Origin of the sequence: Paludisphaera borealis (genome assembly GCF_001956985.1) — a bacterium.
GTDB lineage: Bacteria > Planctomycetota > Planctomycetia > Isosphaerales > Isosphaeraceae > Paludisphaera > Paludisphaera borealis.
Genome location: NZ_CP019082.1, coordinates 5873935 through 5894573, shown reverse-complemented (window position 1 = coordinate 5894573; position 20639 = coordinate 5873935). Strand labels below are relative to the sequence as shown.

Genomic DNA, 20639 nt, shown 5'->3' with positions numbered 1-20639 from the left:
TGTTTTGCAACTCGTCGGCGAGCCGATGTTCGCGCCGGTCAGGCGGCGTGGCCCTTGGCGGCGGCGACGACTTTCTTCGCGGCGTCGGTCAGTCCGTCGGCGGTGATGATCTTGCGGCCGCTCTTTTCGAGGAGTTCCTTGCCGAGGTCGGCGTTGGTTCCTTCGAGGCGGACGACCAGGGGGACGCGGAAGTCGATCTCGTCGTAGGCCGCGAGCAGGGCCGAGGCGATGATGTCGCACTTCATGATGCCGCCGAAGATGTTGACCAGCACGGCGTTGACCCGGGACGAGTCGAGGAGGATGCGGAAGGCTTCGAGCACCTGGTCCTTGCCGGCGCCGCCGCCGACGTCGAGGAAGTTGGCGGGCTCGCCGCCGTGGTACTTGATCAGGTCCATCGTGCTCATGGCAAGCCCCGCGCCGTTGACCAGGCAGGCGATGTCGCCGTCGAGGCTGACGTACGACAGGCCCGAGCGGCCCGCGCGCAGCTCGGCCGGATCTTCTTCGTCCTCGTCGATCAGGCCCGCCAGGTCCTTGTGGCGGAACATGGCGTTGTCGTCGAAGTTGAGCTTGCAGTCGAGGGCCAGCACGTCCCCCTTGTCGGTGACGATCAGCGGGTTGATCTCGGCGAGCGAGGCGTCGGACTCGATGAAGAACTTGACGAAGTTCTTGAGGAAGACGACCCCCTTCTTGGCGGTCGCGCCGGTGAGCCCGAGCGCCTTGCAGACCTTGCGCGCCTGGAAGTCGGCGAGGCCGAGCCCCACGTCGATCGGCTCGCGGAGGATCTTCTCCGGGGTCTTCTCGGCGACGGTCTCGATCTCGACGCCCCCCTCGGTCGAGGCCATCAGGACCGGGCACTTGAGGTTACGGTCGATGGCGAGGCCGAGGTACAGCTCGCGGGCGATGTCGTGGCCGACGGTGATCAGCAGCTTCTTGATCGCCTGGCCTTCCGCGCCGGTCTGGTAGGTGACCAGCGTCTTGCCCAGCAGACTGGCGGCGGCCTTCTCGGCCTCGGCGGCCGAGCGGACGAGTTGGACCCCCTTGGCCATGCCGTCGGGCCTCGGCTTCTTGCCGCTGGCGATCGCCAGAGCTTCCTCGCGATCGACCTCCGAACCGACGGCCACCCCTTTGCCCCGACCTCCCGCGTGGACCTGGGCCTTGACCACGACCAGACCCCCGCCCAGCGCGTCGTAAGCCTTGGCCGCCTCGGCGGGCGTCGTGATCACGATCCCGGCCGGCACGGCGACGTCCGCCTTGCCGAGCAGTTCTTTGGCCTGATACTCATGGACCTTCATGCAATGCGGCCTTGTTTCCAAGAAGAAAAAAACCGACGGCTGCGGGCTGCAGCCCCAAGTATCTGAAGAAATCACAACCGTTGGTTGTACCGCGCGTTCGAAGGCGATTCCAAGGGGAACAGCCTCGGCGGCCCCCCGATTCGGAGGCTCGCAGCGCCGAAATACAAGCTCGAAGCGCCAGCGAGTGAGTTTTCTCGGTTTTATCGGGAATTCACTCGCTGGCGCTTCGAGCTTGTATCCGGTGGAGAGGATGGCTGCGGATCGCCATGGCCGACCGGGGAATTCACTCGCTGGCGCTTCGAGCTTGTATCCGGAGGGGGGATGGAGCCGAAATACAAGCTCGAAGCGCCAGCGAGTGAGTTTTCTCGGTTTTATCGGGAATTCACTCGCTGGCGCTTCGAGCTTGTATCCGGAGGGGGGATGGAGCCGAAATACAAGCTCGAAGCGCCAGCGAGTGAGTTTTCTCGGTTTTATCGGGAATTCACTCGCTGGCGCTTCGAGCTTGTAATCAATTCTCACCTCGCCGTTTACTCCGTTCCCCTTTGGTCCTGAGCCTCGATAACGTAAAGGACGGCTGCCTGTAGGTCTTCTTCGTTGTTGATCCAGCGGCAACTGGCTCCCTCGGTCCAGAACCGGACTCGTGTCGGGAGGTCCACTTTCAAGCGGCGGGTACACCAGGACTTGAGTTGATCTCGGACGGCCTCAGGCCGGTATCCGCTCGCGGTCACAACGACATGAACATGGTTGGTTCGCACGTTGACGGCATGCAGGGGCCAGCTCCGGATGCGACAGTGGCTGCGTACGGTGTCCTCAACGATTCGCCGAAGCTCGCCTGAGAGCTGGAACTCGGGTTCTCTCATCTGCGATCGAGCCATTTCGGCGAACAAGGGATTCGGTCGTTCGACCTCGTGGTCTCGCCGACGGTTCCAACCTCGTTCGTCTCCAGGCAACCAGGTTCCGTACGTAGTCCAGGTCAGAAAGTAGGCCAACGGCTCGCTGGTGTTGAAGGAGTGGTTCCCGGCCATCGGGTTGAAGAACTCCCGTTGAGGGGCGGTTTGGTTTGGGGCTCCGGCCGACTGGGAATTCACTCGCTGGCGCTTCGAGCTTGTATTCGGGTCCGAGCACGCTCCGCCGTACAAGCTCGAAGCGCCAGCGAGTGAATTCCCCAGAAGGTCTCTTGAGGGTGTTACGGCTTCTTCGGCTGGTAATCGGGCCGGATCTTGACGATGACCTTGGTCCCCTTGGGAGGCGCGGATTTGAGGTCGAAGAAGACGGTCGGCATGGGGTCGAAGATTGGGTTGCGGACGTCGGCGATCAGGCCGCCGGGGCAGTCGCAGGGGCAGGCGATGCAGCCGGTGGCTTCCTTGTGGATCACGCCGCTGCCGTGGAAGACCCATTTGGGCGTCCACGGCTTGACGACCTCCTTGCCGTCGACGACGACTTTCTGCTTGACGAACGATTCATACGGCTTCTCGACCCACTTGCCGTTCTCCTTCCAGGTCACGACGATCGCGACGGGGTCGCCCTTCAGGTATTCGCGGCCGGCGACCTTCTTCCCCTCCGCGCGCGAGACGTGCTTGTCGATCTGGAGGCCGACCTCGGCGAGCCCTCGATAGACGTCCTCGACGTCGGCGTCGGTGAGGAAGACGAAGTGGTCGGCGAACTCGGAGGGCTTGCCCCCCGCGACCCTCGTCCCGACGAACGCCTGCGGGCGCTGCCCCCAGGCGTCGATGCAAGGCTTGCCGGTCGGATGCTGGACGGTCGCTCCGAACGCGACCTCGCCGTTCTTGGTGTCGATCACGACCCCCCGGATCGCCGCAGCGTCGGCCGCGATCGGTGGAGCGTCCTGCTGCTGGGGAAACACCGCCAGAAGGCCGATCGCGAGAAGGGTCGACATCCGAAGTCTCCTTGTTGCCATGTCGTGGTTGGCGACGTTGAAGACATCGTATCGCGGCAAACCCGGTCGGGGCCAGGTCACGGTTCGAGGTCGATTTCGCGCTGGATCTTTGCGATCTCGGCGTCGGTCAGGAGGGTGGGCTCGGAGTTGAGGGCTTTGCGGACGGCGGGGTCATCGTCGATCGAGCCGAAGACCTTGAGCCAGTGGGCCTTCTCGGCGTCGTACATCGCGGCCTTGTTGGGCTTGGCGACGGCCTTCCGCCTGGGGGGTTGATCGGTCTTGGGCCGGGGTCGTTCCTGTTCCTGGACGCCGGCCGGCTTCGGGTCGAGGGGTTCGGCGGCGGCCTCGTCGTCGATCGAGCCGAAGACTTGCATCCAATGGGCTTTTTCGGCGTCGTCCATGAGTGCGGCGGGGGGCTTGGCGTCGGGTTTGTCGGCGGCCGTCGGCTTGGGGCGTTCGTGGGCGAGGGTCGTGATCCGGTCGAGGAAGTCGTCGGCCCGCAGCGCGTGTGCCTTGCGGCGGGTGGCGGCGAGGCGGACGCGGCGGTCGGTCGAGACGACCGTCAGCGCCTTGGGATTCGAATGGTGGGCGATGATCCGCTCGATCCGGGCGTCGGCGTCTTCGTCAGCGACGGCGAAGATGACCGTGATGCCCTTATAGACCGACTCGACCGGAAAATCACCGGGGGGCCTGGAGGCGTCGAAGACCACCGTCGTCTCGTGGACGAGGGCGCCGAGGCCGTCGGCCAGCTCGTTGAGGAACCGCCGCCGGGCGATCCGGAACCGGGCTCGGCCCGACTTGCCGTCGACCGCCCCCGCCGCGTGCATCACATTATAGCCGTCAATGAGCCAGTGCATGGCTGCGCGGGCCAGCTTTCGTGTGATCGATCCATCGAACCCCCATCAAGAAAGTGTATGCGGGCGAGTACCCGTTATTCAAGCAAGGGCGGATCAATCAGCCGGCGGCGGGCGCGACCCCTTCCCGGACGATCCCGCCGAGCGTGTAGCGGACCTCGCCGCCGACGATGACGGTGTGGGCGCGGCCGCGGACTTCCCAGCCGGCGTAAGGCGTGTTGCGGCTCTTGCTGCGGAACTGGGTCGGGTCGATGGTCCAGGTGGTCGAGGCGTCGATGACGGTGACGTCGGCGTCGGCGCCGGGGCGAAGCGTCCCCTTCGGAATGCGCAGCAGCTCGGCCGGGTTGATCGTCAGCTTGCGGATGACCTCGGGCCAGGTCAGGTGGCCGGGCTCGATCAGCGTCTTGACGGTGATCGGGATCAGCGTCTCCAGGCCGACGATGCCGAACGGCGCCTGGTCCAGCTCGCGCATCTTCTTCTCGCGGGCGTGGGGGGCGTGGTCGGTCGCGAGGATCTCGATCGTGCCGTCCTTGAGCCCCTCGATCACGGCCTCGACGTCGGCCGCCGTGCGGAGCGGCGGGTTCATCTTGAAGTTGGAGTCGAATGTCCGGAGGCACTCGTCGGTCAGGCTGAAGTGGTGCGGGCAGGCCTCGGCCGTGACCTTGATCCCGCGCGCCTTGCCCTCGCGGACGAGTTCGACGGATCGGGCGGTCGAGATGTGCTGGATGTGGAGCCGGCCGCCGGTGATCTCGGCGAGTCGGATGTCGCGGGCGACCATGATGTCCTCGGCGGCGGCGGGCATGCCGCCGAGGCCCAGCCGCATCGACTCGAACCCCTCGTTCATGACGCCGCCGACGGTCAGCTCGGGGACCTGGCAGTGCTGCATGATCACGAGGTCGAACATCTTCGAGTACTCGAGCGCCCGGCGCATCAGGCCGGCGTTCGCCACCGGGGCGCCGTCGTCGGTGAAGGCGACCGCGCCGCCGGCCACGAGCTGGCCGAGAGCCGCCAGCTCCTCCCCTTTCCGCCCCTTGCTCACCGCGCCGACCGGGTAGACGTTGGCCTGGCGGGCGCGCTGGCCCTGGAGCACCACGAACTCGGCGGCGGCCTGGGTGTCGATCGGCGGGATCGTGTTAGGCATGCAGGCGACCGAGGTGACGCCCCCCGCGAGGGCCGACGCGGCCCCGGTGGCGATGGTCTCGTCTTCCTCGTTGCCGGGCTCGCGGAGATGGACGTGGAGGTCGATCAGGCCGGGGCAGACGATCTTGCCGCGCGCGTCGATGACGACCTCGGCCTCTTCGTTGACCCCGCCCGTCGGCAAGATCCGGCCGCGACTGATCCAGAGGTCGCCGACGTGGTCGAGTCCCTGCGCCGGATCGATGATGCGTCCGCCGGTGATCTGGATGGTCGGCAAGGCGAGTTTGCCCATGTCTTTCGAGCCTTTTCTATTCGGCGGCTGGGGAGCGAGCGTCCAACTTGCCGCTGAGGAGGTAGAGCACGGCCATACGGACCGCCAGCCCGTTCTTGACCTGGTCGAGGATGGCCGAGTGCGGGCCGTCGGCGACCTCCGGGGTCAGCTCGACCCCTCGGTTGATCGGGCCGGGGGCCAGCAGCAGCAGGTCGGGCTTGGCCATCCGCACGCGTTCCTGATTCATCATGTAAAACTGCGAGTATTCGCCGACCGAGGGGAACATGCCCCCTTGCTGGCGCTCGAACTGGATCCGCAGCACGTTGACGACGTCGCAGCGGGGCAACACGTCCTCGAGGCGGTAGGCGACCTCGCAGCCGAGCCGCTCCATCGCCTTGGGGACGAGGGTCGGCGGGCCGCAGAGGATCACCTTGGCGCCGAGCTTGAGCAGGCCCCAGATGTTCGACCGAGCGACGCGGGAGTGGGCGATGTCGCCGACCAGGCCGACGGTCAGCCCCTCGATCCTCCCCTTGGCCTTGCGGATCGTCATCAGGTCGAGCAGCCCTTGCGTCGGGTGCTCGTGGGCGCCGTCGCCGGCGTTGATGATCGACGAGCTGACGTGCTGCGACAGCAAATGAGGCGCGCCGGGGGTCGGGTGGCGGACGACCATGACGTCGGCGCCCATGGCCTCGATGTTCTTGGCGGTGTCGATGAACGTCTCGCCCTTGGACAGGCTCGAAACGCTGGCGGTGAAGTCCTGGGTGTCGGCCGACAGCCGCTTGGCCGCGAGGCTGAAGCTGGTTCGGGTCCGCGTCGAGTTCTCGAAGAACAGGTTGAAGACGATCCGGCCCTGAAGCGCGGGGACCTTCTTGCGGCTGCGGTTGGAGATCTCGGCGAACGACTCGGCGGTGTCGAGGATCGCCAGAATCTCCTCGCGCGAAAGCTCCTCAAGACCGAGCAAATGCTTGCGGGTCCACGCCGTACTGGAAGGATCGGCGTCGGAATCGGCCGAGGCCGGGGCTTTTGAACCGGGGACGGGGGCGACGGGCGATGCGGTCGTCACGGGGAACGCTCCTCTCAAGATTGGGAGAGGCGGGGAGCCGCCGGTATCTGGACGATCTCGTCGACCGGGTCGATGGGACGGAGCCGAACCTGGACGCGATCGCGGCGATCGATCCGCAGGTGCAGCCCCACGATGTCGGGTTGGATGGGCAGTTCGCGACAGCCGCGATCGACGAGCACGGCCAGCCTGATCCGCGACGGCCGCCCGAGGTCGCAGATCGCGTTGATCGCCGCGCGGATGGTCCGGCCGGTGAACAGCACGTCGTCTACCAGCACGATATCGGCGCCGTCGACGTCGAACGGGATCTCGGTCCCTCGCAGCACCGGCCAGCGGTTCGCCTGGTCGAGATCGTCGCGATAAAGCGTGATGTCGACGGCGCCGACCACGGCCGCTTGCTCCGAACCGGAAACGTCGCGCGCCAGCCGCTCGGCCAGCGGCACCCCCCGGGCGCGGACCCCGATCAGCCGAAGCGGAACCCCCGGCCGACGGCCCTTCCAGACCTGCTCGGACATCGCCGCGATCAGCCCGCCGGTCTCAACGCCGTCGCAAACTCCCTCGTCGTCGAAGCTCATGAAGCCCTCGCTCGCCGCGCGCAAGTCGTCCGCACCCGTTGGTGAACTCTATCAGATTTTCGCCGAGAGATTCAAGGAACCGCACCTTCCTCAACCTTCTCGACGCAAGTCGCTCGACGAACCCCATCAACCTGCGCGGCCTCTCTTGGCGCCCGCCCGGGGGCATGACGTCTCCATTGCAATCGATCGAGTGAGTGCGACGGCAAGTCCACCCTCGTACGCCTCGGCGAAGTCCTCCCGCCGCAACGTTCATGTGGAGGAAAAGGAACGTTCCGACAAAAAGGAAGTCACTTTTATTTAAATCTTGCCCGCATGGAGCTGTTCATAATAGTCTCCTTGCGTGCGACATGTCTCCCAAGCCTCGGTTGGCGAATTTCGCCATCTACTTGCTAAGACGACGGCCAAGCAACATCTTTCTTGATGCCCCTTCGACAGGATGAGGAGTCCTTGAATGCGAACAAAAACGCTTGTTTTACTGGCGATCACGGCGTTCGTCGGCTTGCCTTCGCAAGCAACGGCCGCCATCTTACTGGGCACGGCGGGGGACTTCGCGGTCCTGGCCGGCTCGACGGTGACCAATACCGGCCCGACCGTGATCAATGGAGGAGATGTGGGAGTCAGTCCCGGGTCTGCAATCACCGGTTTCCCCCCGGGAAGCATCACGCCGCCATATACGACCCATGCGGGCGATGCGGTAGCGGCTCAGGCCCAGACCGACCTCACCACCGCGTACAATCAAGCGGCGGGCTTGGCGCACACCCAGGTCTTGACCGGCCAGGATCTTGGCGGACTCACGCTCACGGCGGGCGTCTACTTCTTCGCGTCGTCGGCTCAACTGACGGGGACGCTCACCCTCGACGCGCAGGGCGACCCGAATGCGCAATTCGTGTTCCAGATCGGGAGCACGCTGACGACCGCGAGCAACTCGTCGGTCGTGACGATCAACAACGGCAGCGGGATGTCCGGATGCACCGTGTTCTGGCAGGTCGGAAGTTCTGCGACGCTCGGCACGGGCACCGCGTTCGAGGGACACATCCTCGCGTTGACGAGCATCACAATGACCACCGGCGCGACCATCTTGGATGGGAGCGCCTTGGCTCGCAATGGCGAAGTGACGCTTGACTCCAACGTCATCACCAACTGCTCGGCCGGCGCGGTCCCGGAACCCGCCACGCTGACCCTCGCTCTCGTCGGCGGCGTGGTGCTGGGGCTGCCCTCGCTGCGCCAGTGGTTGCGCCGGCGTTAACATCGGCGCGAACTGACGCGGTAAGCCCGAGCTCGGCGCCTCGCTCGGTTGCCTCGGCGCCGGCCCGGAGCCTCCCGTCGCTCCGAGTCGCCTTCCCCTCGAACAGCCGGGTACGTACGATGGGAGGCAACTTATCCCGCCCGCGATGATGGAGCCGCCCCCGCGATGAAAATCCTCCTGGCCAACCCCCGAGGCTTCTGTGCGGGGGTCAACATGGCGATCGAGTGCCTCGAACGGGCGCTTGATTACTTCGGGTCGCCGGTCTACGTCTATCACGAGATCGTCCACAACAAGTACGTGGTCGACCGGTTCTCCAAGCGCGGGACGGTCTTCGTCGAGACGCTCGCCGAGGTTCCCGAGGGTTCGCCGCTGCTCTACAGCGCGCACGGCGTCTCGCCCGAGATCCGCCAGGAGGCCAAGGGCCGGCGGTTGCTGGCGATCGACGCCACCTGCCCGCTGGTGACCAAAGTCCATCTCGAAGCGATCAAGTACGCCCGCGAAGGCTACACGATCATCCTGATCGGCCACGAGGGGCACGACGAGGTGATCGGCACGATGGGCGAGGCCCCCGACCAGATGGTGCTCGTCGAGACCGCTGAGGACGTCGAGAAGCTGGAGCTGCCCGACCCCGACAAGGTCGCCTATCTGACCCAGACGACCCTCAGCGTCGACGACGCCAACATCGTGATCGCCGCGCTGCGGGCGAAGTTCCCCAAGATCGCCAACCCGCCCAAGGACGACATCTGCTACGCCACGCAGAACCGCCAGGAGGCCGTTCGCGAACTCGCCGCGCGGGCCGACGTCGTCCTCGTGCTCGGCAGCCAGAACAGCTCCAACAGCCGCCGGCTGGCCGAGATCGCGCACTCGATGGGCATCCCGTCGCACCTGATCGACGGCGTCTCCGAGATCCAGTCGTCGTGGTTCGAAGGCGCCGAGACTGTGCTCATCACCGCCGGCGCGAGCGCCCCGGAAGACGTAGTGCAGGAGTGCGTCGACTACCTCCAGAACCACTGCGGCGCGACCATCGAAGAGTCGTTCGTCCGCGAGGAGAACGTCCACTTCCCCCTCCCCAGGTCGCTCCGCGAACTGCTCGACCAGGGTGCCGCGCCCGTCGCCGACCGTGCCTGAACAGACGCCGGCCGAGCGAATCGTCATGCCCCCTGTTTGGGTCGCCCGGCCTCATGAAAATGAGGGGCTTCTCGCACGGCGTCACGATCAGGTCCGGTAGGGGCGCCCCTTGTGGGTGCCCGGTTCGTTTCACGCCGGCCGCTCACGCTCGCCGATCGGGCACCCACAAGGGGTGCCCCTACGGCAAACCACGGACCGGAATTTACAGAGCAGCGCCGGTCGGCCAGCGGGGAATTCACTCGCTGGCGCTTCGGGCTCGTATTTCAGGCTCCACTCGCTATTTCTGGACCTTCGTCGCGTCCGCCGGCGGCTTGGCGTCCGAGGCGCGGACGACGGCGGGATCGGGGGAAGGCGGCGGCGGTGGGGTCTGGCTGGGCGGCCAGGGAGGTCCGACCAGCTCCGGCTTGGGGGCTTCGGGCGTGCGCGCCGCGGTGTTCAGTTGGGCGTTCTGCGATTGCGTGGGCCGCATCCGGATCAACAGGTGGTTGGAAGCGCCGTTGGGGGTGGCGACGCTGACGTCCATCAGCGGCGCGCCGTCGGCGTTGAGCGTCGAGAGCGCCTCCTTGGCGATCGTGACCTGCATCAGATTGCGGCTGACGAGGACCGACTCGGCGGGCTTGCCGCCGGCGATGACGTGGGTGTCGTGAACGCTGAAGTTCTTGCCTTCGAGGAAGATCGTCGCCTCGCCCCCCGGCTCGGGAGGTTTGCCGTGCCAGGCCAGGAGCGCGGGGCGAAGCTGACCGCCGCGCGAGCAGAAGATCCGCGAGTCGTTGACGTCGCCGGTGAACGGGACGCGGACGACCATCCGCTGGGTGGGCATTAGGCTCTTGAGCTGGTTCAGGCGTTCGAGGGCGATCTGGAGTTCCTCGGGCCGGAACTCGCCGGCCGACTGGACCCGATTGAGGACGTCCTCGGCCTCGACAAGCCGGCTGGCGAGGTCGGACGAGCGCTCGATGTTCGAGGCCTGACGCTCGTTGAGGTCGCCGGTGCGGAACCAGTTGGCGACCGTGACGAACTCGATCTTGGGGATGAAGTTGGGCATCACGATAAGCGCCGTGCACTCGCGCTGGCCGGGCTCGATGCTCTGTTCCTTGTCGCCCTGGGGGAGCTGTGCATGGATGAGGCGGGAGGCGGCGGTGGAAAGGCTGCGGTAGGGCGTGCGCGTCGTCTGGAGCCTCGGGTAGAAGATCCAGCCGAACGTGCTCTCGCCGGCGCCGAAGCCGACCATGGTCGGATTGAGCCGGATGGCCGCCTCGTCTTCGCTGATCCGGCGATCGGTTGAAAACGCGCCCGCCGCCCTGAACGGGCCGAGCGGCACCCCGCCGAGCAGGTCGAGGGCCGACAGCGAGCGACGGCCCACGGCGTCGGCCACGTTCTGCTGGGCGATGACGGGCTCGATCGCGTAGACCCGGAGCGGCCACTTGGCATTGACGTACCTGCCGAAAAGCTGGATGGCGTCGTCGGTGGCGTTGGGATCGAAGAAGTTCACGTTCCGGAGCTGTTCCAGCTTCAGCTCGGGAAGCTGATCGACGATGTCTTGCTTGAGCCGCGCGTTGAGGGCCGCCGCCTGGATGCGAAGCGCGAAGCCGAACAGGCCCACGGCCTTACGCCGCTGGACGGCGAGCGGATCGCCCGGGGTCGAGGCCTGGGCCCCGCCGGCGAGCAAAACGGACGAGTCGCCCAGCCCCCCCTGCCGCAGCTTGGCGACCCCGTCGAAGTCGCGCTGGACCACCAAGGCGGCGATCCGTTCGAGCGGATCGCCGCGTTCGGCCGACTGACCGGAGGCGACGGCCGGCGGAGCCACGGACTGTTCGAGCAGCGAGTACGACGCCTCAAGCTCACCGCGAAGCCATTCCGACACCCGGGCGCTGCGATGGTACGGCTCGTCGTTGAACTCGCGGGCCAGTTGCCGCTCGGCCTCCTTGCGCAGGAAGACGATGTTCTCGGGCCCGTAATAGACCTCGGAGTCGGCGAACGCGACCAGCGAGATCGGCCCCATCCCTGGCCCGGAGTTGGGATCGCCCTCCTTGTCGGCGTCGTTGCAGATGGCCTGCGTGAGGCTGCCGACCGTCTCATTGATCACGGCGTTGCGTAGGGTGTAGCGGAGGGTGTCCTTGACCATCAACGACTTGGCGGAAACCGTGATGATCGCCCCGCGCCCCCGGCGACTCTTCGGGCCGGGGGTGAGCGTCACGGGGATGCGGACGAGGTACAGGCCGTAGCCCGGCCGATCGGTGAGGTCGTCGCCGGCGTTGATCCGGCGAAGCTGGTTCAGATGGTTCAGATAGTTCGAGTGCTCGTCGAGCACGACCGTCGGCTCCAGGACGGTCGCCGTCCGCTCCATCGGCGCAGGGCTCGCCGTCGCGGTCGCCGCGGCCGTTGCGGCCGAGTTGCTCGACCCCATGCTCGACAGAGCCGCCAGCATCGACTTGGCGGCGTCGTCGGTCGCGGCAGTGGTCTTGGCCGTGGGGTCGCTCAGGCCGGCCGCAAGCTGAACGCGCTTGGCGTCGGCCTCGTTCCGGCTGATCGAGGCGTTGATGACCCCCTTGAAACCGACCTTCAGCCACTGGGCCATCTGCGTCTCATACTCGGAGCGGAACTTGGCCAGCCGGTCTTGACCCCAGACGTCGGGCGACTTGACCCCGATCGTCCCGTTGGCCGTCATGATCCGGTCGAGATCGTCGATCCGCTGCTCGGCCTGGAGCAGCGACGGCGCGACGGGCTCGCGACGCGACGTCGGATCGGGCCATCCGTTGAACGTCGAGCACCCGCCGCCGACCGTCAAGATCGCCGTAAATGCAAGCCGCGCAGGAATCAACCTTCGTCGCGTCCGTGTCTGAAACATGGTCCCCTCAACTCGGAGCAACCCGAGATCGACGGTCATCACCTGATTCCTCGACAGGACTTTGCCGATTCCTCCAAGAAAACCAAGAGGAAGATTCCGGATTGTAAATTTTGCCTCCATAAGCGACGCGTTCAGACGACGTCGTCAACCCTCTCCGATGGGGACGAATCATCAAGACCCAACGTGCCTATCTTCCCACGCTCACGCCGATCGCTAAGATGAGTGTCGCCCGCGTCCTCTCACCGGGTCGGATTCGGCCGTCCAGCATCCTGGTGGAGTTTCGCTCGATGATCAGTCCGGTCGATACGTTGCTCGTGGTCTTCTGTACCGCGCTGGTCATGCTGATGACTCCCGCGCTGGGTCTGTTCTTCGGCGGGATGGTCCGGCGCAAGAACGTGCTGGCGACGTTTCAGGGCTGTTTCATCCTGCTGGGCGCCGTCGCGTTGCAGTGGCTGGTGGTGGGGCACGGGCTGGCGTTCGGGCGCGGCGCGGCGGGGGGTTGGATCGGCGTGCCGGGCGGGGCGATGCTCGGCTTCTCGTTCGCGCCGGACGCGGATTTCGCCGCGACGATCCCGCAGCCGGTCTTCTTGCTGTTCGAGCTGACGGTCGCGGTGTTCGCGGCGGCGTTGATCTCCGGCGCGGTGGTCGAGCGGGTGCGGTTCGGCCCGATGACGGTCTTCATTCTCGGCTGGACGACGCTCGTTTACGATCCGGTCGCGCACTGGGTCTGGGCGCCGGACGGCTGGCTCAAGAAGCTGGGCGTCCATGATTTCGCCGGAGGGCTGGTCGTCCACGCGACGGCGGGGGTCGCCGCGCTCTGCTGCGCGCTGATCCTGGGCAAGCGGCGCGGGCTCGACTCCGAGAACCTCCATCCGCACAACCTCACGCTGACGGCGATCGGGTCGGGCTTGCTCTGGTTCGGCTGGATCGGCCTGAACACGGCCCACGCCTGGAAAGTCTCTCCCTCGATGATCGCGGCCCTGGCGGCGACGATCCTCGGCGGCGGCGCGGGGATGATCGCCTGGTCGCTGATCGAACAGTTGCAGAAGGGGAAAGTGACGCTCTTGGGAACATGCACCGGCGCGGTGGCCGGGCTGGTGGGCGTGTCGCCCGCGGCGGGCTACGTGACGCCCCTGGGCGCGTCGGCGATCGGCCTGGTGGTCTCGGCGCTCTGCTACGCCGCCGTCGCGGCCAAGCGGAGGCTCAGCTACGACGATTCACTCGATGTGTTCGGGGTCCACGGCGTCGGCGGCGTCGCGGGGCTGCTGGCCGTCGGCCTGCTCGCCGACCCCGCGATCGACGCCGAGGTCGTCGGGCTGTTCCAGGGGAACGCCGACCTGATCGCCGTCCAGTTCGTCGGCGCCGGGGTCGTCGTCGCGTACACGTTCGTCGTCACCGCCGGCCTCTTGATCGCCGTCGATCGCCTGCTCGGCCTCCGCGCCAGCCCCGAAGACGAAGAACTCGGCCTCGACCTCGCCGAGCACGGCCAGCGCGGCTACATCCTCGGCGAAGGCGAGCGGCTGGGGGCATAAAGTGACTCCCGAGCCCTCGAAATACAAGCCCGATGCGCAAGCGAGTGCATGGTTTTGCGTTTGCTGATTCAGCCCTTTGGCTGGGAATGCACTCGCTTGCGCATCGGGCTTGTATTTCGGGGGCTCGGAGCAATCAGCCTCGGGCGCGATGGAAGAACTCGTCGATCGCGTGCCGCGAGGGCTCGCTGAGCATCAGCTCGACGAGCCGCTCGATCGTGGCTTCGCGGGCGGCTTCGGGGCCTTCGGCGAGGTCGATCTCGATGACTTCGAGGATCGCCGCCTGGGCTTCGGGGAAGCCGACCGGCTGCTGGGCCAGCTTGGCTCGGGCGAAATCGAGCTCGTCGTTCCAGATCTCGGCGAGGAACGGGCGCTCCGGCGCGGGGGCGAGAGTCAGGGTCTCGGTGAGCCGTTCCGGTTCGTCGTGCGAGACCAGGCGGTCGACTGCGCCTTGCGACTTGGCGTGAAGAAAGCCGATCGGGTTGCCATACAGCAGCAGATCGAGCGCGTCCTTGGGGGCGAGCAGCCGCGTGAGGTGCTCGATGGCGCCCCAGCCGGGGATCAGGCCGAGGTGAACTTCGGGCGTGCCAAGCTGGAGGGCCGTGTGCGAGGCCAACGCCGCGCGGTGCTGGCAGGCCAGCGCCAGTTCGAAGCCGCCGCCGAGGCAGACGCCGTGCAAGACGGCCGTGGTGGGCGGGTCGAGCCGGGCGAGCCGATCGAAAACCTCGATCCCCCGCCGCAGGTAGGCCTCGACGTCGGCGGCGGAACGCGATTGCTGGATGGTCCGAAGGTCGGCCCCGGCGCAGAAGCCGGCCTCCTTGGCGCTGCGGATCAAGACCCCGCGCACCGAGTCGTCTTCCTCGATCTCGGCAAGGCGGTCGTCCAGCTCGTTGAAGGCGTCGGCGGTGAGGATGTTGTGGGACTTGCCCGGTTGATCGAACCAGAGCGTCCAGATTCCGTCCTCGCCGCGATCGCACCGCCAGGCCGTTCGAGTCGTATCTACGGTCATGGTCTTTGCCTCTCCTGAGCGTTATGATTTCCGAAGGGGGGTAAAGAATCCACGCCATCACCACCGGGAGTCGGACCGAAATGACTTCATCCAGCCGGATCGCCAGCAACCTCCTGGGCCTAGTCGGCGCGACGCTGGGCGCGATCCTGGGATATTACACGTTCCTGTGGATTTATCACCGTGGATTTTACGGGATGATGATCCCCGGGGCGATGCTCGGGCTCGGCTGCGGGTTTCTGGCCCGCCACCCGTCGACGCCGCGAGGCGTGGCCTGCGCGATCGCCGCGCTGGGCCTGGGCGTGTTCATCGAGTGGTGGCTCTTCCCGTTCGAGAACCACCCGAGCCTCGGTTATTTTTTATCCAAACTCTCTCACCTGAACACAGTCACGCTCTTGATGATCCCCGGCGGCGCCTTTTTCGCTTACCTGTTCGGCAAGGACTGCGCGACCGGCTATTTCGGATCGATCGGCGCCGGCAAGCCGGGCAAACCGAACATGACTGCATCACATTCCGATTGAAACACATGTCGGGGAATCATCGGCCTCCCCTCTTCTTCGGTTTCGGCTCTTGAGGAGGTCGGCCTCGACAAAAAAAGGGGTCATCGTCATGTCGATCGACGCGCCCGAGCCCACCACGCAGGTTTCCGCCGCGGACGCGCTCCGCGCCAAGCAGATCCGCCAGGCCGAGGAATTGACCGAGTCGGCACCCGGGCACGGCGGGTTCGCCCGCGCCCTGTTCCGGGGCGAATTCCACGGCGCGTCGCTGTTCCCGTATCCGGCGCTCTCGGCGACCGACCGGGCCGAGGTCGACAAGGCCGTGGCGGCCGTCCGGGCGTTCGCCGACGCGCGGATCGACGCCGCCGCCATCGATCGAGAGGCCGACATCCCTCGATCGGTCGTCCACGGCCTGGCCGAGCTGGGCGTGCTCGGGATGACCGCGCCGGTCGAGTTCGGCGGCCGGGGGTTCTCACAACAAGGCTATTGCCGGATCATGGAGGTGATCGGCGGCCACTGCGCGTCGACGGCCGTGTTCATCAACGCCCACCACTCGATCGGCATCCGGGCGCTGATCCTCTTCGGCACCACCGAGCAGAAGGCAAAATGGCTGCCGGCGCTCACCAGCGGCGACAAGCTCGCGGCGTTCGCGCTGACTGAGGAGCAGGCCGGCTCTGACGCCTCCAATGTCCAGACGACGGCCGTGCCGAGTGCCGACGGCAAGACGTATATTTTGAACGGAACGAAGCGTTATATCACCAACGGCGCCATCGCCGACGTGCTCACGGTCATGGCCCGCACGCCCGATCCGAAGGGGGGCGATTCGAAGATCACGGCGTTCTTGGTCACGCCCGACATGCCGGGCTTCGAGGTCGTCGAGGCGCGGATGGGGAAGTGCGGCATTCGAGGCACGGCGACGGCCAAGCTGGCGTTCCACGACATGCCGGTGCCGGCCGCGAACATCCTCGGACCCGTCGGCAAGGGGCTGAAGGTCGGGCTGACGGTCCTCGACTTCGGCCGCACCACGTTCGGCGCGAGCTGTACCGGTCTGGCGAAATTCTGCCTCGACGCGGCCGTCCGCCACGCCAAGGAGCGCCGCCAGTTCGGCCGGCCGCTGGCCGACCTGGAACTCGTCCGCAAGAAGCTCGCATACCTCGCCGCCGTGGCCTACGCGATGGAGGCGACGACTTATGAGACCGCCGCCTTGATCGACCGAGGCGGCGAGGATTACATGCTCGAAACGGCGATCCTCAAGGTCTTCTCGACCGACGCCCTCTGGCAAGGGGTTTACGAGACGCTCCAGGTTTACGGCGGCCAAGGCTATTTCACCGACGAGCCGTACGAACGGCTGATGCGCGACGCCCGGATCAACACGATCGGCGAGGGCGCCAACGAGGTGTTGCTGTCGTTCATCGCGCTCGTCGGCATGCGCGACGTCGCCGAGGGTTTGAAGGTCACGCTGGAGGGGCTCAAGAAGCCCAGCCGGTTCCTGCCGACGTTCTGGTCGTTCGCCAGCCAGCACGTGAAGCACATGGTGAAAACGCCCGACGTGCCGGTCGTCACGCCGATGCTTCGCCCCGCCGCCCAGGGGCTCGCCCGCCGCGTGAGCGTCTTCGGCAGGGTCGTCGAGCGCGTGCTGATCACGCACCGGGAGTCGGTCCTCGACCGCCAGTTGATCCTCGAACGGATCGCCGACGCGGCCATCGCGCTGACGACCTCGGCATGCACCCTCGCGCGGATCGACTCGGCGCTTTCCCTGCATGCCGCCCGCGACGACGAACGAGCCGCCGCCGAGTTGTACCTCCGCATGGCCGGCAAACGGTTCGACGACGCCCTCCGCGGAATCCACAAAAACCACGACCGCGAGACCCTCGAAGCCGCCCGCACGGTGCTGCGACGGTAGCCGGGATGAGCCCTTTGCCCTCGGAATACAAGCCCGAAGCGCCAGCGAGTGCATTTCCAGTCGAGCACTCGAATACCATGCACTCGCTGGCGCTTCGGGCTTGTATTCCGAGAGGAAAACGTTTGCCAATGCGATAACACGTTCTCGCCTGACGAACGACGTAAAGAATTTCACAAACAAGGGCCCAAAACCATCATGAGCCGCGCATCCCGAGCGACGCTGGCCTTCGGTTTCCTCGTACTTGTTCCCATCCAATTCATGGAGGCCGGCGACATCGGCACGTCATCGAAGAAGTACCCCGAGGCCCCGCGCTCCGAGACGGTCGACGTCTACCACGGCGTAAAGGTGGCCGATCCGTACCGCCCGCTGGAAGACCCCGATTCGGCGCCCACGCGCGCCTGGGTCGAGGCTGAGAACGCGATCACCAACGGCTTCCTCCAGGCGATCCCCCAGCGCGACGCGATCCGCGCCCGCCTGACCCAGCTCTGGGACTACGAGAAATACAGCCCGCCCCGCCAGGACGGAGGCCGGTTCTTCTTCACGTACAACACCGGCCTGCAAAACCAGGGGGTCCTCTACACGCTCGACGCCATCGACGGCCAGCCCCGGCCGCTGCTCGATCCCAATACGCTCTCGTCCGACGGCACCGTAGCGCTCGCGGGAACCGTCCCCAGCGACGACGGCAAGCTCCTGGCCTACGGCGTCGCCGCCGCCGGGTCGGACTGGAACGAGTGGAAGGTCCGCGACGTCGCGACCGGCAAGGACCTGAACGACCGCCTCCAGTGGATCAAGTTCTCGTCCGCCTCGTGGACGCCCGACGGCAAGGGCTTCTTCTACGGCCGGTTCCCCGCGCCTCTGCCCGGGCAAGACCTGAAGGCCGCGAACTACTTCCAGAAGGTTTACTATCACCGCATCGGCTCGCCGCAGTCGGACGACGTCCTGACCTGGGAAGACCCCGAGCACAAGGAATGGGAGGCCGCGCCCAAGGTCACCGACGACGGCGCGTACCTGATCCTGTCGATCGCCAAGGGGACCGACGCCAAGCACCGCGTGCTGTTCCGCCCGCTCGCCGACGCCAAGGCCGCGCCCGCGCACCTCGTCGGCGAGTTCGACGCCGAGTACGAGTTCCTCGACAACGACGGCCCCGTCTTCTGGTTCAAGACCAACAAGAACGCCCCCCGAGGCCGGGTGGTGGCGATCGACGTCCGCAACCCCCAACCCGAGCGCTGGGTTGAACTGGTCCCGCAGGCCGACGAGACGCTCGACGGGGTCGACGTCGTCGGCGGCAGGTTCCTGGCCAACTACTTGAAGGACGCCCACACGGTCGTCCGGGTATTCGACCTGACCGGCAAGCACGTCCGCGACGTCGACCTGCCGGGCCTGGGGACGGCGGTCGGCTTCGGCGGCAAGCGGCGCGACGGCCAGACGTTCTACGGGTTCACCTCGTACTCGACCCCCGCCACGATCTACCGATACGACGTCGCGACCGGCCGCAGCACCGTCTGGCGCACGCCCACGCTCAAGTTCAACCCCGACGACTACGAGACCGTGCAGGTCTTCTATCCCAGCAAGGACGGGACCAAGATCCCGATGTTCCTGAGCAGCAAGAAGGGCCTGAAGAAGACCGGCGCGAACCCGACCTTGCTGTACGGATACGGCGGCTTCAACATCCCGCTGACCCCCGCGTTCAGCGCCGGGCCGCTGGCCTGGATGGAGCTGGGGGGGGTGTTCGCCGTGGCCAACCTTCGCGGCGGCGGCGAGTACGGCGAGAGCTGGCACCAGGCCGGCGCCCGGCTCAAGAAGCAGAACGTGTTCGACGACTTCGTCTCGGCCGCCGAATGGCTGATCGCCGAGAAGTACACCAATTCGTCGAAGCTGGCGATCTCGGGACGATCGAACGGCGGCCTGCTGGTCGGCGCCTGCATGACCCAGCGTCCCGACCTCTTCGGCGCGTGCCTGCCGGGGGTCGGCGTGCACGACATGCTCCGGTTCCACAAGTTCACGATCGGCTGGGCCTGGGTCGACGACTACGGCTCGTCCGACGAGGCCGAACAATTCAAGGTCCTGCTCGCCTACAGCCCGCTCCACAACGTCAAGCCGGGGACCTGCTACCCGCCGACCTTGATCACCACCGCCGACCACGACGACCGCGTGGTCCCCGCCCACAGCTTCAAGTTCGCCGCCACGCTCCAGGCCGCGCAGTCCTGCCACAACCCGATCCTGATCCGGATCGAAACCAAGGCCGGCCACGGCGCGGGCAAGCCGACCGCCAAAATCATCGAAGAGGCGGCCGACCAGTATGCGTTCCTCGTGAAGATCCTGGGGGTCGAAGCCAAGCCCTGAGCCACCGGCGGGCCGCCGAACCGCGGCGGTCCGCGTTTCTTGAATACAACACGACACGGCGCCCCTGGTTTTTTTTCAATCAATTCCGTTGCGGCCTCGAATCGCTCTGGCTACGATTCGAGGATCGCCTGATTCTCCATCAATGCAGAGTAGCGTGTCGGGACGCGGTCGCGATCGCACGGAAGCGCTTCACTTTTTCCCATGGCTGGCCCAATAATGGTACGACTTGTTCACCTCCGAACGATTACTCTGTGCTCCCTGGCGATTCTCAGCTTCTCCCCCCGCGTCGACGCCGCGCTGGTGATTTTTTCGGGCCTCGATGTGGGCGCGAAGTCGACCGATCCTCGCCCGAATTCCGACGCCGCGGCGGCCAGCTTCGATTCCGCGGCGGCCCTCCTGGGCTCAACGACGCTGGTCGATTTCGAGTCCGCCCCGCTCGGCTCGTTCACGAACCTGACCATCGCGCCCGGCGTTTCCATGAATGGTCAGGACATCAATGGGTTTCCGCAGACCATCGCCAACGCGCCGTACAGCACCCCTGACAGCCTCTACGGCTACAACACGACCCCCGGCGGCAGTAAGTTCGTCCAGCTCGTGGGTGGAACGCTGACATTCACATTCGCCCAGGGGATTCAGGCGTTCGGCGCTTATCTGACCGGCGTCGAGCTTGACGGCGAGACCGTGACGTTCAACGACGGCACGTCGCAGACGATCGCGATACCCAACGAGGGTTTCAACGTCGGGGGCTCCCAGTTTCTTGGGTTCACCGACGCGGGACGGTTGATCCTCAGCATCACCCTGACCGTGCAGGCGGACGACACCGGCGACGTCCTGGGCCTCGACGACGCACGTTGGGTCACGGCGGGCGCCGCCCCCGTCGTGCCCGAGCCTTCGGCCCTCAGCCTGATCGCCATCGGCCTCGCTACGGCCGCCGCCGCCTCGCGCCGACTCCCGAAGCCGGCCGCCTGAGCGACGACGATCGCCGCCGCGTAAGATGATCCCAAGCCGGTGTTCGCGCTCGCATCGGGAGAATGGGTCGGATACCTTGGAAATCTC

The 20639-nt window shown here is 66.3% G+C and carries 15 protein-coding genes; 7 read left to right on the top strand and 8 right to left on the bottom strand.

The window, feature by feature from the left end:
- Nucleotides 1–38 precede the first annotated feature (38 nt).
- The 6 genes from sucC to pyrR form a co-directional block, all read right to left on the bottom strand.
- Entirely contained in the window at nt 39–1292 is a 1254-nt protein-coding gene (gene sucC, locus BSF38_RS22820) for an ADP-forming succinate--CoA ligase subunit beta (protein ID WP_076349429.1), read from the bottom strand.
- 1186 nt (nt 1293–2478) lie between these two features.
- On the bottom strand, nt 2479–3189 hold the full coding sequence (locus BSF38_RS22810) for a YdjY domain-containing protein (RefSeq protein ID WP_076349428.1): 711 nt from the start codon (nt 3187–3189) through the stop codon (nt 2479–2481).
- Between the two features lie 77 nt (nt 3190–3266).
- On the bottom strand, nt 3267–4046 hold the full coding sequence (locus tag BSF38_RS22805; protein ID WP_076349427.1) for an NYN domain-containing protein: 780 nt from the start codon (nt 4044–4046) through the stop codon (nt 3267–3269).
- 97 nt (nt 4047–4143) lie between these two features.
- Complete coding sequence (locus BSF38_RS22800) at nt 4144–5472, bottom strand: dihydroorotase (RefSeq protein WP_076349426.1); 1329 nt, start codon at nt 5470–5472, stop codon at nt 4144–4146.
- 16 nt (nt 5473–5488) lie between these two features.
- A complete protein-coding gene (locus BSF38_RS22795; RefSeq protein ID WP_076351328.1) occupies nt 5489–6412 on the bottom strand; it encodes an aspartate carbamoyltransferase catalytic subunit in 924 nt (307 codons plus the stop codon).
- 116 nt (nt 6413–6528) lie between these two features.
- Entirely contained in the window at nt 6529–7086 is a 558-nt protein-coding gene (gene pyrR / locus BSF38_RS22790) for a bifunctional pyr operon transcriptional regulator/uracil phosphoribosyltransferase PyrR (RefSeq protein WP_076351326.1), read from the bottom strand.
- A 451-nt stretch (nt 7087–7537) separates the two neighbouring features.
- Here pyrR and BSF38_RS22785 point away from each other — a divergent pair, with 451 nt between their 5' ends.
- Nucleotides 7538–8332 carry an ice-binding family protein gene (locus BSF38_RS22785; protein WP_076349425.1) on the top strand — a complete coding sequence of 265 codons (795 nt, stop codon included), beginning with the start codon at nt 7538–7540 and terminating at the stop codon, nt 8330–8332.
- Nucleotides 8333–8497: 165 nt separating this feature from the next.
- Nucleotides 8498–9460: a 4-hydroxy-3-methylbut-2-enyl diphosphate reductase gene (gene ispH, locus BSF38_RS22780; protein WP_076349424.1), complete on the top strand. Its 963-nt coding sequence runs from the start codon at nt 8498–8500 to the stop codon at nt 9458–9460.
- A 277-nt stretch (nt 9461–9737) separates the two neighbouring features.
- Here ispH and BSF38_RS22775 read toward each other — a convergent pair whose 3' ends face one another.
- Nucleotides 9738–12305 (bottom strand): hypothetical protein, encoded by a 2568-nt coding sequence (locus BSF38_RS22775; RefSeq protein WP_145952280.1) that lies wholly within the window; start codon nt 12303–12305, stop codon nt 9738–9740.
- A gap of 287 nt (nt 12306–12592) precedes the next feature.
- Between BSF38_RS22775 and BSF38_RS22770 the strand changes: the two genes are divergently transcribed.
- Nucleotides 12593–13837, top strand: coding sequence for an ammonium transporter (locus tag BSF38_RS22770; RefSeq protein WP_076351324.1), 1245 nt, complete (start codon nt 12593–12595; stop codon nt 13835–13837).
- A gap of 133 nt (nt 13838–13970) precedes the next feature.
- Here the strand turns inward: BSF38_RS22770 and BSF38_RS22765 are convergent, their stop codons facing one another.
- Nucleotides 13971–14843 carry an enoyl-CoA hydratase-related protein gene (locus tag BSF38_RS22765; protein ID WP_076349422.1) on the bottom strand — a complete coding sequence of 291 codons (873 nt, stop codon included), beginning with the start codon at nt 14841–14843 and terminating at the stop codon, nt 13971–13973.
- Nucleotides 14844–14923: 80 nt separating this feature from the next.
- On the opposite strand from BSF38_RS22765, the gene BSF38_RS22760 reads away from it, so the two are divergent.
- The 4 genes from BSF38_RS22760 to BSF38_RS22745 all read left to right on the top strand — a co-directional run bounded on the left by BSF38_RS22760 (nt 14924) and on the right by BSF38_RS22745 (nt 20552).
- Entirely contained in the window at nt 14924–15361 is a 438-nt protein-coding gene (locus tag BSF38_RS22760; protein WP_076349421.1) for a hypothetical protein, read from the top strand.
- An 88-nt stretch (nt 15362–15449) separates the two neighbouring features.
- The gene (locus BSF38_RS22755) at nt 15450–17240 is read left to right on the top strand and encodes an acyl-CoA dehydrogenase family protein (protein ID WP_076349420.1); all 1791 of its coding nucleotides are present in this window, start codon (nt 15450–15452) and stop codon (nt 17238–17240) included.
- A 258-nt stretch (nt 17241–17498) separates the two neighbouring features.
- Entirely contained in the window at nt 17499–19583 is a 2085-nt protein-coding gene (locus BSF38_RS22750) for a prolyl oligopeptidase family serine peptidase (RefSeq protein ID WP_076351322.1), read from the top strand.
- Nucleotides 19584–19799: 216 nt separating this feature from the next.
- On the top strand, nt 19800–20552 hold the full coding sequence (locus BSF38_RS22745) for a PEP-CTERM sorting domain-containing protein (RefSeq protein ID WP_168189434.1): 753 nt from the start codon (nt 19800–19802) through the stop codon (nt 20550–20552).
- Nucleotides 20553–20639 lie beyond the last annotated feature (87 nt).